This window comes from Vibrio splendidus, from assembly GCF_002873455.1.
Taxonomy (GTDB): domain Bacteria; phylum Pseudomonadota; class Gammaproteobacteria; order Enterobacterales; family Vibrionaceae; genus Vibrio; species Vibrio splendidus_J.
In genome coordinates this window covers 435,618-451,125 of the sequence record NZ_MCUN01000010.1, presented here as the reverse complement: position 1 = coordinate 451,125, position 15,508 = coordinate 435,618, and the positions used below count along the sequence as shown (strand labels likewise).

The 15,508-nt window shown below is 45.1% G+C and carries 12 protein-coding genes; 6 read left to right on the top strand and 6 right to left on the bottom strand.

Annotated features, from left to right (window positions below):
- Positions 1-8 precede the first annotated feature (8 nt).
- The 5 genes from BCU75_RS11010 to BCU75_RS10990 all read right to left on the bottom strand — a co-directional run bounded on the left by BCU75_RS11010 (position 9) and on the right by BCU75_RS10990 (position 6,615).
- Complete coding sequence (locus BCU75_RS11010) at positions 9-980, bottom strand: choline ABC transporter substrate-binding protein (protein ID WP_076679312.1); 972 nt, start codon at positions 978-980, stop codon at positions 9-11.
- A gap of 157 nt (positions 981-1,137) precedes the next feature.
- Positions 1,138-2,859 carry a choline dehydrogenase gene (gene betA / locus BCU75_RS11005; RefSeq protein WP_102473864.1) on the bottom strand — a complete coding sequence of 574 codons (1,722 nt, stop codon included), beginning with the start codon at positions 2,857-2,859 and terminating at the stop codon, positions 1,138-1,140.
- Positions 2,860-2,931: 72 nt separating this feature from the next.
- Complete coding sequence (betB, locus tag BCU75_RS11000; protein WP_102473863.1) at positions 2,932-4,392, bottom strand: betaine-aldehyde dehydrogenase; 1,461 nt, start codon at positions 4,390-4,392, stop codon at positions 2,932-2,934.
- Between the two features lie 95 nt (positions 4,393-4,487).
- Positions 4,488-5,090 (bottom strand): transcriptional regulator BetI, encoded by a 603-nt coding sequence (betI, locus tag BCU75_RS10995; protein WP_102473862.1) that lies wholly within the window; start codon positions 5,088-5,090, stop codon positions 4,488-4,490.
- Between the two features lie 427 nt (positions 5,091-5,517).
- A complete protein-coding gene (locus BCU75_RS10990; protein WP_102473861.1) occupies positions 5,518-6,615 on the bottom strand; it encodes an alpha/beta hydrolase in 1,098 nt (365 codons plus the stop codon).
- A 279-nt stretch (positions 6,616-6,894) separates the two neighbouring features.
- Here BCU75_RS10990 and BCU75_RS10985 point away from each other — a divergent pair, with 279 nt between their 5' ends.
- The 6 genes from BCU75_RS10985 (at position 6,895) to BCU75_RS10965 (ending at position 14,113) form a co-directional block, all read left to right on the top strand.
- The gene (locus BCU75_RS10985) at positions 6,895-7,599 is read left to right on the top strand and encodes a response regulator (RefSeq protein WP_076679307.1); all 705 of its coding nucleotides are present in this window, start codon (positions 6,895-6,897) and stop codon (positions 7,597-7,599) included.
- Between the two features lie 36 nt (positions 7,600-7,635).
- The gene (locus BCU75_RS10980; RefSeq protein ID WP_102473860.1) at positions 7,636-8,943 is read left to right on the top strand and encodes a sensor histidine kinase; all 1,308 of its coding nucleotides are present in this window, start codon (positions 7,636-7,638) and stop codon (positions 8,941-8,943) included.
- An 83-nt stretch (positions 8,944-9,026) separates the two neighbouring features.
- Complete coding sequence (locus BCU75_RS24695) at positions 9,027-9,152, top strand: hypothetical protein (protein WP_277868909.1); 126 nt, start codon at positions 9,027-9,029, stop codon at positions 9,150-9,152.
- A 39-nt stretch (positions 9,153-9,191) separates the two neighbouring features.
- The gene (locus BCU75_RS10975; RefSeq protein WP_102473859.1) at positions 9,192-9,467 is read left to right on the top strand and encodes a hypothetical protein; all 276 of its coding nucleotides are present in this window, start codon (positions 9,192-9,194) and stop codon (positions 9,465-9,467) included.
- 591 nt (positions 9,468-10,058) lie between these two features.
- Positions 10,059-12,413, top strand: coding sequence for a M4 family metallopeptidase (locus tag BCU75_RS10970; RefSeq protein WP_102473858.1), 2,355 nt, complete (start codon positions 10,059-10,061; stop codon positions 12,411-12,413).
- 143 nt (positions 12,414-12,556) lie between these two features.
- Positions 12,557-14,113 (top strand): M28 family metallopeptidase, encoded by a 1,557-nt coding sequence (locus BCU75_RS10965; RefSeq protein WP_102473857.1) that lies wholly within the window; start codon positions 12,557-12,559, stop codon positions 14,111-14,113.
- 167 nt (positions 14,114-14,280) lie between these two features.
- Here BCU75_RS10965 and lhgO read toward each other — a convergent pair whose 3' ends face one another.
- Complete coding sequence (gene lhgO / locus BCU75_RS10960) at positions 14,281-15,495, bottom strand: L-2-hydroxyglutarate oxidase (RefSeq protein WP_102473856.1); 1,215 nt, start codon at positions 15,493-15,495, stop codon at positions 14,281-14,283.
- Positions 15,496-15,508 lie beyond the last annotated feature (13 nt).

Sequence of the window (15,508 nt, the reverse complement as noted above, 5' to 3'; positions counted from 1 at the left end):
AGGTAGAACTAAGCTTTAACTTGCTTTAGGTATTCAGTAACGGCTTGAGTCGCTGATTCACCTTTATGCGTTTTTACGTTGTCTAACCAAGCTTCAACTTGTTGAGGGTTCTTGTTCAACCATTGTTGAGCCGCTTTTTCTGGCTTCACTTTTTGGTTAAGAATCTCTTCCATCAACTGGTTTTCCATCTCTAGAGTGAATTCTAGGTTTTGTAGAAGTTGACCGACGTTTGCACACTCAGACAGGTAGTTTGAACGAACGTTAGTGTAAACATTCGCGCCACCGTAGTTAGGGCCAAAGAAGTCGTCACCGCCAGAAAGGTATTCCATCTCAACATTGCTGTTCATTGGATGCGGTGCCCAACCAAGGTACACAATCCATTGGCTACGACGTGCTGCACGAGATACTTGCGATACCATGCCCGCTTCACTTGATTCCACTAGGCTGAAATCTTTCAAGCCAAACGCGTCAGAATCAATCATTGATTGGATTAAGCGGTTACCGTCATTACCCGGTTCGATGCCGTAGATGCGGTCTTTAAATTTGTCGGCATGTTTTGCTAGGTCGGCGAAGCTTTTTACGCCAGAGTCGTACACGTATTTTGGTACAGCTAGCGTGTATTTTGCGCCTTCAAGGTTGGCACGAACGGTTTCAACCGTGCCCGCTTCACGGTACTTAGCAATATCGCCTTCCATGGTTGGCATCCAGTTACCTAGGAATACATCAATATCACCGTTCGCCATTGAAGAGTAAGTCACCGGTACTGAAAGTAGGTCGGTTTTGGTTTGGTAACCAAGGCCTTTTAATAGTTCAGAAGTAACGGCGGTTGTTGCGGTAATGTCAGTCCAGCCTACATCAGCGAAGCGAACGTTTTCACATTGTTGTGGTTCAACTGAAGCGTTAGCACCAAATGCAAATGAACTGATGGCTAGTGCTGTTAACGTTTTCGTGGTCATGTTCTGAATATTTAGAGTCGTCATAATGGTTCCTTTTTATCTTTCCTTTTTCTGCTCGATATCAACACCGATAGAGAGCAGTTCTTCTGACTTTTGACTAATTAGTTTTGTTATTTTTTGCTTGTTACTTGTTGTTTTTATTCTTTGCTGCTTTTGCTATTTTTTAACCAATAACAGACGCTTACGCTTCTCGTACTGGCTTATTGATTCTTTGTGTTTCTTCCCATTCAGGTGCAATCCACACTGAAACGCCCTGCCCTTTAAGCATTGGCTTACCTAAAATCAAATCCGAAGCACGCTCGGCAACCATAATGGTCGGGGCGTTCAAATTACCGTTTGGAATGGTTGGGAAAACCGAAGAGTCGACAACACGTAAGTTGTCAATACCGCGAACGCGACACTCTTCATCAAGCACTGCCATTGGATCATCATCTGAACCCATTTTGCAGCCACAAGAAGGGTGATAAGCACTTTCAACGTTCTGCTTAACCCATTCGTCGATCGCTTCATCAGAAGTGACGCTCAAGCCTGGCTGAATCTCTTCACCACGGTAAACATCCATCGCAGGTTGCGACAAAATTTCACGCGTCAGACGAATACAATCGCGCCAATCTTGGCGGTCTTGTTCGGTCGAGATGTAGTTGAAAATGATCTCTGGCTTGGCATGCGGGTCAGTAGAAGTGATGGCAACCGTACCGCGACTTTCAGGTTTGTTAGGCCCAACGTGAACTTGGAAACCGTGACCATCAAAGGCCACTTGACCGTCGTAACGCATCGCTGCTGGCAGAAAGTGATATTGAATATTCGGCCACTTCAATCCTTTGCGAGAACGAATGAACGCGCACGATTCAAAGTGGTTAGTGGCACCCAGACCTTTGCGAGTCAAAATCCATTCCGCGCCAATCATGCCTTTGCTGACCAAGCCAAGCTTGCTGTTGAGCGTGATAGGTTCGTTACAGTGATATTGGAAGTAGACTTCTAAGTGATCTTGTAGGTTTTCACCGACGCCGTTCAGCTCATGTTTCAGCTCAACGCCTGCCTTTTCAAGCACGGCTTTCGGGCCGATACCAGAAAGCTGCAGCAGTTGAACAGAACCGATAGAGCCCGCAGAAGAGATCACTTCTTTGTTCGCCACAGCCACTTGAGTATTGCCTGACTTTTCAAACTCGACACCAACCGCTTTCAGGCCTGATTGGCCTTTTGTGTCTTGTACGTATTGTGCTTCAAGTAAGAAACGACGCGCCACGATACCCTTCTTCAAGGTAAGGTTTGAACGCTTCAATGCACGACGTAGATAAGCGTTAGAAGTTGAGGCTCTAACCCCCTTGTCTACCGTCATATGCATAGTACCGAAGCCTTCTTGCTGGTAGCCGTTGTAGTCTTGTGTTTCTGGGTAACCTGCGTCTTTACCTGCATCAATGAATGCTTGGTAAAGGGGGTTAAGCGCCATATCGTTACCGTTACAAGTGCCGACTGGGCCACTGTCGCCACGATATTCGTCACCGCCTTTGCTCCATGATTCAGCACGGCGGAAATAAGGCAGACATGCTTGATAGTTCCAACCCGCAGCGCCCTCTTCTTCCCATTGGTCAAAATCACACGCGTGGCCACGAACATAAACCATGCCGTTGATCGATGAGCTGCCACCCAACACCTTGCCGCGTGGACAATGCAGTTCACGTCCATCAAGGCCCGGTTCTTGTTGAGTTTCAAATTGCCAAGCGTACTTTTCAGTATTCATTGGGTAAGAAAGCGCAGTCGGCATTTGGATAAAAATGCTCTTATCCGTACCACCCGCTTCCAGTAATAAAACGCTATGTTCACCGCTTTCCGTTAGCCTATCCGCTAACACACAGCCGGCCGAACCCGCACCGACGATAATATAATCGTAGCGTTGTTCCATGTTTTGATTTCCCTGAGATGAGTCAGTAAGGCTAGCTCTTTTAAGCTAACCCATAAAATTGAGTGTTACGCGTTAGGCATAAGGGCTGGCGTAGTCGCCAAGTTCAATAAGAATGCTCTTAGTCTGCGTATAGTGGAGTAGAGTCTCTGGACCGTTTTCACGGCCAACACCCGAAAGCTTGTAACCACCAACAGGCATTTCTGCTGGTGAGTCGCCCCACGTGTTCACCCAACAAATACCTGCCTGCATTTGGTGAATAACACGGTGCGCACGAGAAAGGTTTTGCGTGAACACACCAGCCGCTAGGCCATATTGGGTGTCGTTAGCGCGGCGAATCACATCGTCTTCGTCCGTAAACTTCAACACTGACATTACAGGGCCAAAGATCTCTTGTTGAACGTGAGGCATGTTGTCTTCGCAATCCACAAACACGGTTGGGATAACAAAGTTACCGTTTTCGAGGCCGTAGTCTGTCACTCGATAGCCGCCAGTCAGCAGAGTTGCGCCCGTCTGTTTTGCCAGCTCAATCGCTTCGAGAACTTTTGAAAGGTGTTCTTTAGAAATCAACGCGCCAATCTGAGTCTCCATATCCATTGGATCACCAATGATCAGCTTCTCAGTGCGTGTTTTAAGTTGGTCGATGAATGCGTTGTAGATATTTTCATGTACATAAACACGAGTACCGTTGGTACACACTTCGCCTTGGGTGTAGAAGTTTGCGACCATCGAAGCCGATACCGCATCGTCCAATTTCGCATCATCAAACACGATCATTGGTGATTTACCACCGAGCTCCATCGTTACAGATTTGAGTGTCTTTGCACTGTCTGCCATTACCGCTTTGCCGGTACCGGTTTCGCCCGTGAACGACACTTTCGCGATGTCTGGGTGCGCCGTTAGCATCTGACCAACACGGTAATCGCCCTGAACCACGTTAAACACGCCATCAGGAAGGCCTGCTTCAGTAAAGATTTCAGCAAGCTTAAGCGCAGTTAGCGGGGTTTCTTCGGAAGGTTTGAAAATCATCGCGTTACCCGCGGCCAATGCCGGAGCCGATTTCCACATCGCGATTTGAATTGGGTAGTTCCACGCGCCAATACCCGCACAGATGCCTAGCGGCTCGCGGCGAGTATAGAAAAATTGAGATTCACTCAGCGGTTGTTGGTCACCTTGTAATGTTGGAGCCAAACCAGCAAAGTATTCAATAACATCAGCGCCAGACGCTACATCCACTTCAATGGCTTCTTGCAGCGGCTTGCCCGTATCAGCAACCTCAAGGTTTGCAAGATCATCATTTCGAGCTCTAAGTATTGCCACCGCTTTTAAAAGAATACGACTGCGTTCCACGGCGGTCATTGCTGACCACTCCGCAAATCCACGTTTCGCTGATTCAATAGCGCTATCCACGTCCGCTGAAGAGGCTTGTCCTAACGTCGCGATAGGTTCGCCGTTTGCAGGGTTGATGCTATCAAAGGTTTCACCAGACGTAGCTTTAACCGCTTCGCCATCAATGTATAACGAGTTCATTTCCATTTGAGATTCTGACTTATTTGTTGTTATTAGACTCTGCTGGTCTATGTATGAGTGTTTGTCGTTTGAGTGCAATGATTGCAGTACTACGACCACGTCTATTCGGTGTTACACGAGTAGAACGTTAGTTGTTTATCAAGATAATCATTGATGATGGCACGAGCTTTTTGAGCATCGATACCTTCAGGGTTTAATGTGCCTCTCAGCCACAAACCATCAATCAGAGACGCAATCCCGTGAGCAACAAGATCCGCTTGTTCATGATCCAAAATACCTTTCAACTCAAGACGTAAGTGTGAAATCAAACGCTTTTCATTCACACGCTGCAGTCTTTTCAGCTGCTCGTCATGCATTGAATATGACCAAAATGCCAACCACGCCTTCGCGACCTTATTTTCTGCTTGGTAACCTTCGAAGTTACCATCGATGATCGCGTTAATTCTCTGTTGGTGAGCATCAACAGGAAGCGCTTTTAGTGAAGTCGTAATGGTGTTGGAAAGTTGGCGAAGGATTTCACGCATGGTCTCTTCGAGCAGCCCATGCTTTCCGCCAAAATAGTGGTTAATAATGCCAGTGGAGACTCCCGCTTCTTTGCTGATTAACGCAATACTTGCGGCATGTAAACCCACTCGATCAATCACCGTCATAGTGGCTTGAACAAGCTGTGGTTTACGTATATCAGGCATCCCAACCTTCGGCATTTCTCAGTCCTTCTATTTTATATTGAACGTTCAGTTAAGTATAAAATGACAGAATTTTAATTAGGGTTCAAATGATTATTTAAAACAAACCATTAACAAAACATCACAGAAACAAAGATAATATAAACAAAAACAAAAACTTAAATATCATTTAGAGCACTAATTAAATTATTTAAAGATTTGAGGTGTGATGGTTATTGGTCGAATGTTTTTAGCTAAAAAGAATAAAAAACAATCAAGTTGGCAAGATGTAAGTCCTTAGGTAAAACACCTTAAAGTAGTTTGGGATACTGGAATTTAAGGGAAGGACAACAAATGAAGAAAACACAAAAAAGGCTGATAATGAAAAGATCATTATCAGCCTTTCCTTTGTGGAGCTGAAAATATCGAAGAGTGTCGCACTTCGCAGTTGAATTCGGGCCTAAGCTTACTCAATACGTGTTATGAAGCCATATTTATCTGAATCGCTCTTAGTCACCCAATGCTCACCAGAAGCAGGCGCAGAGTCTAAAGTGAAGATGTAAAAATCAATCCCTTTTTCTCCCATCACTTTTTTAAAATAGGTCGCTTGTTTACGATGGCTCACGTCGGTGTATGGGAATTCTTTGGCCGTTTTATCTCCTTCTGCCCAACTATGTACACCAACCTGCTTATTCTTTTCAATGGCTTTGGTGGTATCAGCACGTTGTAAAATTCGCGGATTACCAGCAGCGAACAGATCCGTACCGCCAGAGAATACCGACCCTGTTGGCGTTACGATCGTCGTCATATTGCTGTTCTTAATCATGCGCCCGGTGTACATATTGATATCGTCGTCAGCACTGCCACCTATGTGGTTATTAAATTTCAAGATCATTTCACTGCCTGGGTATAACTTAACGATATCGAAAAGCTGCGAATAGGTTGTCGCCCCAAGGGTAGAAGTAATGCGCTCAACGGCGCCAGTATTCTGGAATACATCACGGTAAAATGCGTTGAAGGCAAACGAAGTCGTGATCGTGATTTTGTTACCATTTTTAGTTTTGCTCAGAATTGTAGAGCCAAGGCTAGTCACGTATTGCGACATCTCATTATGATACTCAAGCTCAACCGCTTTTTTACTGGTTGCGCTCGTTTGAATTAACGTCGTATCATTCCCAATTGAACGCTGAGACGCCTCACAATCAAACGAATCATAGTAATTGCCTTCGCTGTAAATACCGCAGTCATCGACTCCTGCATCAGGCAGATACAGGTCAACACTTTGACCTAAACTATCCGCAAGCCTAATTACTTTTTGTTCGTCACTGATGTCTTCAGAAAACTGAATTGTTTCATACTGCACACCATCGTAAGTCAGCTTCATTGACTCTTGGATCTCTTGTCGCTCTTGATACAATTTACCAAGTTTAGCCGATGAAAATACGTAATCCGCTTTAGGTTTCACTTGTGCTTTAGTTGTCGGTTTACCCGAATTAGAGCTTGAGTTACACCCAGCTAAAATAATCAAAGGTAATGCCAGTAACGTTTTTCTATAGCGATTCATGTGGTAATTCCCAAAAATGTTTGATGGGAAAATTCTATTATTTAAAGACATAAACATCTGTCGTGCGAATGTATGAAAATGTATACCTTTTTGAACATTGTTTTTTATTTTCGCACAAATTCAAAATCATCATTGAACTGGCGTAGAAAGTGTTTAATCATTCACGTTAGGTATTTTACGTAAAGCATGCAAATTGGGTAGGTCACAATAGCTAACCACTAAAGAAGGCACCTTCACGTAATCTCAATAAGTGAAACGCACGACAAGGCTGATAATGGAATGACAAAACCTAAAATGATCATCGTGGAAGACGATTTGAAACTCCAGAAAATGTTGCAAGACTACTTTGTCACGCAAGATTTTGATGTCACGGTATTGGACGATGGCAGTGATGCCGCACAGACCATCCTCACAGAGCAACCTGATATCGTACTGCTAGATTTGATGCTTCCTGTAACGGATGGACTGACAATCTGCCGACAGACGCGTACACACTATAAAGGTAAAATTTTGATGCTCACCGCTAGCGATGACGACTTTGATCACGTCGCTGGTTTAGAGACAGGGGCTGATGACTATGTCACCAAGCCAATCAAACCAAGAGTTCTGCTGGCCAGAGTTCGTTCGCTATTACGCCGCCAAGACGTCAATACCGCTTCAACTAATGATTCAGACAACCTTCAGTTTGATCAACTCGTTCTGAAAAACACGTATAAGAAGTGTGAACTTTCAAGTGCAGTTTTATCACTCACTGATAGCGAGTTTGACCTATTGTGGTTATTAGCAAGTAACCCTGATACTCCGCTATCTCGTGACTATTTGACTCAAACGCTGCGTGGTATTGAGTACGACGGGATCGACCGGACGATAGACAACAAAGTCGTGCGTCTAAGAAAGATACTAGGCGACGACCACACACCAGCAGAGAAAATTCAGACCATTCGCGGGAAAGGTTACTTATTCGTTTCGACCGCCTGGCGTTAACTTCGCTCAATACGAGCGTAATAAAAGAGAGCTATTATGCGACGTATCTATTTGGAGTCTTTGTTAGGGCTGTTAGTTTGCTTTGTGACCGGCCTTGTGGCCTACGAGATCAGTGTCTATCAGCTCAATACTGACTACGAGTATGTGCTAGAAGATTACGAAGCGACAGCCCACCAGCAGCTCATAGAAAACATCGCAGAGAATCAGGGACTTGAAGCTGCTCAGCAAGCGATAAATCAGTTTGTAGAAACCACACGAAATAAACTGGTTATGTTCAGCCCAGAAGATGAAATACCAGGCCCAGTTTCAAAGTTCTTCAGTACTAACCCAAATACCTTTATCTTTCACGATGATGAACGTGACCTTTGGTTTCGCTTAGCAAGCAGTGACAATACCTATCATTATCTACCCAACAGTGAAGCGTTCGTTAGGCAAAAGATAGAGTTGGAGGATGACCTCATTTGGTTGTTCTTCCTAGCGAGCTTTATCTTGTACGGCTTATGCCATCTGATAATTATATTCCGCCGAGTTAAAAAGCTTGAATCTGCAACTCTACGCTTTGCCGAAGGCGATCTCTCCGCGCGAGCCGAAACTTCAAGCGGCATCGCAATTGGTTCACTGAACAAATCCTTCAACTTAATGGCCGACCGAATTCACCGTTTAATTGAAAGTAATCGTTCACTCACCAATGCGGTAGCTCATGAACTGCGCACGCCAATATTTCGTATTCAGTGGCAAGCTGAAATGCTCAAAGACACCCCACTCAACGAATCCCAGCAAGACACTATAGAAAGCATTGTCGAAGATACGGAAGAGATGGAAAAGATGGTCGATGAACTATTGTATTACGCCAAACTCGATAGTACTGACCTAGAAAACTTACAAAAACCATTAGAGATACAAGGCTTTCTCAACCACGCAATAACGCGTTGGAATAAAGACACTCAGCTCAACATCGATCTATCACTGCCAGAGCAACCTAGCTCGATACTGGCGGATGAAACGCTGCTCAACCGCGCACTAGATAACCTGGTCCGTAACGCGATGAAATTCGCACGCTCTCAAGTGTTGATTGAAGCAACCGTGCATCAAGAACAACTACAAATTGCAGTACATGACGATGGTGATGGTGTGGCTCAAGAGCATCAAGCTCGTCTGTTTGAACCCTTTTATGTTGGTGACAAAGCTCGTAACAAAACCAAGAGCGGTCATGGTCTAGGGCTTTCTATCGTCGAGAAGATCTGTGCTCAACACGACGCTACCGTGGAGGTTGGTCAGAGCCAAACCTTAAAGGGTGCGGTATTCACCATTACCATTCAGCTATGTAATAATTCAGCTATGTAACGATTCATCTGACAAACCCATACAGTAACTACAAAACACCTCTGGAATAATGTTCAACATCGGTCGGGAGATGCAGTCTCCCTATGAACTTATTAAGTCTAGGTAAACATGACACTGTCGCTTATGGCTTGTCATTACAGCACTGCTTATTAATAGCAAAGCACCACGGTTACTGGTTAACCCCGCTTTCTCAGCAGTTAAAGTCATAGGCTTACTATCTGAATTCCAATATTTCTTAAGGTGTTTTTATGAAAAAGTTATTAGTTGTTTTAGGCATTGTCTCTCTAGCAGGTTGTTCTGGTATTAGTCACAATGAAGAAGTTTACACAGCCCACGCTGAGAGCTTCAACATTGTAGGATTCCAAGTTCCTGGTAACACTCAAGATCGTGCAATGGAACTAGTGCCAGAAGGTGCTACGGTTGAGACAATTCGCTCAACAAACTCTGATACCAGCTCTGTTCTAGGTATCATCAACCGTATTATTGGTATCGACTACGTACAAGTTGGCGGTAAAAAGAAGTAATTCGTTAAAAAAATAGCTCGTTAGAAAGCAATAACTCGATAAAAAGAAATAATTTGCTAAAGCTTGCGTACCTTTAAACGCTAGTCGCACAAACTGAAATAACCTAAGCCAGTGACGTCCGTCGCTGGCTTTTTCATACCGCTTATTTTGTGCTCTGTGTCAAATAAAGCCCCATATGGCTAGCTCTCTTGTAACTAACAATTCAGAAAATAAGCCCACAAATCGTCAATTTCTTATCAAAATTGCCTTTAAACTCGCTTAATAGTCTTTTGCTCAAACTGAATCCTCCAAATCGTTGATCCTTCTATCAGCTCATCGTACGTAAATTGCGGCACAGTTCAATTTACACACAAAACTTAATTCTCTTGAAAAATTAAAACTTAACAAAAGTGTCACTATTTTATAAATAAAAAAGGTGAATTGGTTCAAAAATAAACAGAAATGATTACTAGCTGTAAATGCGCAAGATATAAGTTTCATGAATAAAAGAGACCATTGCCATGCTACTAATTAATCAGATCGAATGATGTAAATTCGTTGTGAAAATTTTGTTACGTTTTCATGGATTTTACATGGAAAGAGAAAATAACAATGAAAATGAATAAGCGTTTAGTTGCCGTTGCTATAGCCAGTGCTATGTCTTTATCAGTACATGCAAGTGAATCCGTTAACATCGATCAACCGATCAACTTTACTAGCTTTTCTGGGTTGAACACTCAGTTAGGTGTCAGTAACGCCTCTAGCTTTAAGATGGTAAAGGAAGTTAACCTCAAAAAGCGTGGTATCTATAAAGTTAAGATCCAACAGAACATCTGGGGAACGCCAGTATGGGGGCATTACCTAAATGCCACCCAAAGTGTACAAGGTGGCGCACTTAAGTCTGTTCAAGGCAACTACCTTAAAACGACGACCCTAGAGCGATCTTTTGTTAAGCCATCGATCAACAGCTCTCAAGCGGTTGAGCTTGCAAGTAAAGATCTCAAAGTTCAGGGCTTAACCAGCAAATCTTTAGACAACATCCAGCATGAACTGTTTATTTATCAGGGCTCCGGAAAACAAGGACATGACAAAACACGCCTAGTCTACGTTGTCTCTTACCTTGTCGAGGGTAGCGAACAGCCAACTCGACCATTCACCATGCTAGACGCGCACACCGGCGAAGTTATCGACCGTTGGGAAGGTATTGCTCACGCACAGATCGGTACAGGCCCCGGTGGCAACGAAAAAACAGGCATGTACGAATACGGCACCGACTACCACTACCTTGATGTGGTAGAAAATGGCACAGAGTGTGTGATGGAGTCTGAAAATGTCGTTACCGTTGACCTAAATGGCGCGACAGACGGCGACACCACTTATAGCTATGAATGTCCTCGTAACGAGTACAAAGAAGTCAACGGAGCCTTCTCTCCACTCAACGATGCACACTACTTCGGCAACATCGTGTTCGACATGTACAAGAACTGGTTCGACACTGCGCCACTCTCTTTCAAACTCATGATGCGTGTTCACTACGGTAACAACTACGAGAATGCATTTTGGGACGGCAAGGCAATGACCTTTGGCGATGGTGAAAGCTTCTTCTATCCACTTGTTAGCCTAGATGTGTCAGCGCATGAAGTGAGCCACGGTTTTACAGAACAAAACTCAGGTTTGGTTTACGCAAACCAATCCGGTGGTATGAACGAAGCTTTCTCTGATATGGCAGGTGAAGCGGCAGAATATTACATGAAAGGCACCAACGACTGGATGGTCGGCCGTAATATCTTTAAAGGCGACGGGGCTCTGCGTTACATGGACGATCCATCACGCGATGGTTCTTCAATCAACAACGCATCTGAGTATTACGATGGCTTAAACGTGCACTACAGCTCTGGTGTCTTCAACAAGGCCTTCTACCACCTTGCAACCACACAAGGCTGGGATACCAAAAAAGCGTTCGAGCTTTTCGTGCTATCTAACCAAATCTACTGGTCGGAAAACAGTGACTTCTGGCAGGGTGCTTGTGGCGTGAAAAACTCAGCAAACGACCTTGGCTACAATGCCGATGACGTTGTTTCTGCGTTCGCTCTTGTAGGTGTTACCCCATGTGCAGAGCCACCACTGCCGCCAGAACCGGAATATCAACGCCTTGAAAACGGTGTTGAATCCGCAGTTACTGGTGAAACTGGCTCAAAAACTTACTTCGATATCGAAGTACCAGAAGGCCAAGACAAGCTAACGATTGATCTTGCTGTCTCTACTGGTGATCCGGATATGTATGTCGGTCTAGATTATGCGCCAAGCTCTCAAGAGAATATCTGTAAGAGTGAAAGCGTAACCGATGAAGTGTGTGTGATTGATAACCCAACAGCTGGTCGTTACACGGTGAACATTCTGGGTTACTCAGATTACGCAGGTGCAAACCTAAAAGCATCATACGAATCAGGCAACGCTAACGTACCGCCAGTCTCTTCTTTCGAGCACACCATTGTCGGTAAAGAAGTCGAACTGCGCAGCACAAGTTCAGACAGCGATGGCCAGATCGTCTCTTACCAATGGAACTTAGGCGATGGCAACACACAAACCGGTGAAGTAACTCGTTATACCTACACTGAAGCTGGCGACTACGTGGTTACTCTAACCGTGACAGACGATGCAGGCGTTGCAACATCAACAAGCAAGTCGATTACGATTGAAGGTGACTCAGCGGAAGGCTTCCCATTAAAACTGAAGTTTGGTAACAAAAACCCGAACGGCAAAGCTCGCGTTAAGCTGGCATGGGATTACGACACCAATGACTACTTCGTGATTAAGCGTAATGGCAAGAATGTGGGGGCTACAGACTTTAACTCATACGTCGACAAGTTCCGTCACAACGGCACAGTAGATGTTGAGTACCAAGTGTGTACCTCAAGCGATATCTGTTCAGAAACCAAGCACTACCGTTTCATTAAAACACAATAATCGATAGTAAATTCAGGGCTCCGAAAGGGGCCCTTTTCGCGGTTATCTGTTCAGAAAATGAAACATCTACACAAAAACATCCACGTATTGCACAAAAATCCCCCCCATCAACATAACAATACTCACCATAAAAAGGACGACAAATGGCTATTCAAAAAAGCATGCTAGCTTTGGCTGTACTCGGAGGCTCTTTAGCCTTAATCAACAGTACTTCGGCTTACGCATCCCTAGGCATCACACCACCAGCGAACGAAGAAGTCTGGATTACCACCGATGCTGACGCACAGCATATAATGACTCAACATGGCGCAACGGTTTATCCAAGCGTGACTGGAAACAAGCACTCCATCGTCGCTAAAATCAACCAGAAAGAGCTGGCGAAACTATCCAGCCACATGCATGAAGAAACCCACCGCTGTGGTGGCTACATGGTGCACGAAGACAAAGCAAGCGCACTCAAAGCCGCAGCGATGCCACTGACAATGAACACCTTCGAAAAACCGGTGATCAGCCATCAAGACACAGTGAACGATCTGCTATCTCAGGTCGAGCCGAACAACATGGTCACAACCATTGAAAATCTAACCAACTTCACCAACCGTTTTTATACTACTTCTACTGGTGTCGCTGCTTCAGATTGGCTTTTAGAACGTTGGGAAACCGAGATTAAAGATGTATCGTACGCATCTGCACGCCAGATCACGCATGCCGAATATCCACAAAAATCCGTTGAAGTGACACTGCTTGGCGCTAAATATCCTGAAGAGATCGTCGTGGTTGGTGGACACCTTGATTCGACCGTTGGATCTTGGACAAGCGAAGGCACCATCTCACCGGGAGCCGATGATGATGCGTCTGGTATTGCAACGGTAACAGAGTCGCTTCGCCTGATGATCGCCAGTGGCATTCAGCCCGATAAAACCATTAAGTTCTATGGCTATGCTGCAGAAGAAGTAGGGCTACGCGGCTCACAAGATGTCGCCAACGCTTTAAGAGATGAGCAAGCAAACGTTGTATCGGTACTGCAATTAGACATGACCAACTACAACGGTTCGGCGCACGATATTACCTTCATCACGGACTATACCGACAGTAACTTAACCGCCTACTTAAGCGAGCTGATCGACACTTACGCTAATGAGATCAGTTACGGTTTCGATGATTGTGGCTATGCCTGTTCTGACCACGCCTCTTGGCACAATGTCGGCTACCCAGCCGCCATGCCATTCGAGAGTATGTTCAACGACTACAACCCAAGTATTCATACACAGCACGACACGCTTGAGAATTCCGATCCAACCGCAACACACGCGACCAAGTTCGCTAAGTTGGCGATTGCTTACCTTGTAGAAACCAGCCTTGATTCACCGGCTGCAGGCCCTAAAGAGCTGCAAAACGACGTCCCTGTTGACGGACTTACGGCAGGATATGGCGAAGAGCAATTCTTCACATTTACGACGGAAAGTGCAGGTCAGTTAACGGTAGCATTAACAGGCCCTCGTAGTGGCGATGCCGACCTATACGTGAAACACAACGGCACCGTATCGAAAGCGAGCTACGATTGCCGTCCATACCAGAACAGCAGCAACGAACAGTGTGTGTTAGACATGCCTGCAGGGGAATTCAACATCATGGTGCGCGGTTATCGCAACTTTAACGATGTCACTATCGTCGCTAATTTTGTCCCTGATTGGCTGTAAGACTAGTTAATTGACTAACAGTTAAACCGAGTAGACACGGCTAAAATTAAAAACCCGCAAATCCACGATCTTAAATAGAATGGGGCTTGCGGATTTTTATTGTCTACGTTCTTCACTTGCTATGAAAAGCCCTGTTCGAACAAACAAGCCATTAGTTCAATTAACAGTTAAGACGTTTTTTTCATCACCTTGCCACAAATATACTCACCAATCGGCATTGCCGAAGTCGCTGCTGGCGATGGCGCGTTACACACATGCAAACTTCTTGGGCTTTCAGCAAACAGAAAATCATGAACCAAAGTGCCATCTTTGAGCACCGCTTGAGCACGAATGCCTGCTGGGTAAGGTTTGAAGTCAGACACTGTAATACTTGGGCAGTATTTGTTCACTAACTTTAGGTACCCCGGCTTCCACCACGAGTTCTTAAGCTCGATCAAACCGGTTTTCAGGTTATTCGCAGTCACTTTCCAAAAGCCCGCAAAGCTCAGCATCTGCCAAGTGTCCTTAAAACTAAAGTTGAGCTTGCCATAACCTTCTCGCTTCCAACCTTGAACTGCGTTTGGCCCTACCGTTACCGAGCCATCAATCATACGTGTTAAATGCACGCCCAAGAAAGGCAGTTCTGGGTCAGGGATCGGATAGATAAGATGATTCACCACTTGGTTATGCTTGGCGTCCAGCTGATAATACTCACCGCGATAAGGAACAATTTGGAAGTCGGTTTCAATGCCTAACATACTGGTCATTCTATCGGCCATCAGGCCTGAACATGTGATTAAGAATCGGCTATTCAGTTGAAGAGTCTGACCATCGACCTTACACGTTAGCTGCACCTCGCCTTCTAGTTCATCAGCCATGATCACTTCTGTGCCGAGGCTTAGCTTGCCACCCGCCTCAACAAACTCTTGAGCCATCACTTCGGTGACTTTTTTGTAGTCGACGATGCTAGTGGTTTTGACATAAATCGCACCCAAACCGGTGATATTTGGCTCCGCAAGTTTCAGTTGCGCTTGATCCAAGAGATCGACATCAATGTCGTTATCATGACAACGTTGATAGAGCGCGTTCATGCGCTCCACTTCCTGCTCATTGGTCGCGACCAACAGCTTGCCACAGTTTTCGACAGGGATATCGTGCTGACTACAAAAGGTGATGGTGCGTTCTACGCCACGCTTACAGAAATCCGCCTTTAAACTGCCCGGAGCGTAATAAACGCCAGCATGAATCACACCACTGTTATGCCCCGTTTGGTGCTGCGCAAAGCCACGCTCCTTTTCGACTAAAAGGATACTTTTATCAGGGCGAGCTTGTTGTAGCTGCCATGCGGTCGATACACCAACAATGCCACCACCAACAATAATATAGTCGTATGTTGAGTTCATAATATTCCTACAT

What these genes read in the sequence shown, in the direction of transcription:
- BCU75_RS10985 (WP_076679307.1), top strand. Translation starts at nt 6,895, where the DNA reads ATGACAAAACCTAAAATGATCATCGTGGAAGACGATTTGAAACTCCAG.
- betI (WP_102473862.1), bottom strand. Translation starts at nt 5,090, where the DNA reads ATGCCGAAGGTTGGGATGCCTGATATACGTAAACCACAGCTTGTTCAA.
- BCU75_RS10965 (WP_102473857.1), top strand. Translation starts at nt 12,557, where the DNA reads ATGGCTATTCAAAAAAGCATGCTAGCTTTGGCTGTACTCGGAGGCTCT.
- BCU75_RS10980 (WP_102473860.1), top strand. Translation starts at nt 7,636, where the DNA reads ATGCGACGTATCTATTTGGAGTCTTTGTTAGGGCTGTTAGTTTGCTTT.
- BCU75_RS10970 (WP_102473858.1), top strand. Translation starts at nt 10,059, where the DNA reads ATGAAAATGAATAAGCGTTTAGTTGCCGTTGCTATAGCCAGTGCTATG.
- BCU75_RS11010 (WP_076679312.1), bottom strand. Translation starts at nt 980, where the DNA reads ATGACGACTCTAAATATTCAGAACATGACCACGAAAACGTTAACAGCA.
- betB (WP_102473863.1), bottom strand. Translation starts at nt 4,392, where the DNA reads ATGGAAATGAACTCGTTATACATTGATGGCGAAGCGGTTAAAGCTACG.
- betA (WP_102473864.1), bottom strand. Translation starts at nt 2,859, where the DNA reads ATGGAACAACGCTACGATTATATTATCGTCGGTGCGGGTTCGGCCGGC.
- lhgO (WP_102473856.1), bottom strand. Translation starts at nt 15,495, where the DNA reads ATGAACTCAACATACGACTATATTATTGTTGGTGGTGGCATTGTTGGT.
- BCU75_RS24695 (WP_277868909.1), top strand. Translation starts at nt 9,027, where the DNA reads ATGAACTTATTAAGTCTAGGTAAACATGACACTGTCGCTTATGGCTTG.
- BCU75_RS10990 (WP_102473861.1), bottom strand. Translation starts at nt 6,615, where the DNA reads ATGAATCGCTATAGAAAAACGTTACTGGCATTACCTTTGATTATTTTA.
- BCU75_RS10975 (WP_102473859.1), top strand. Translation starts at nt 9,192, where the DNA reads ATGAAAAAGTTATTAGTTGTTTTAGGCATTGTCTCTCTAGCAGGTTGT.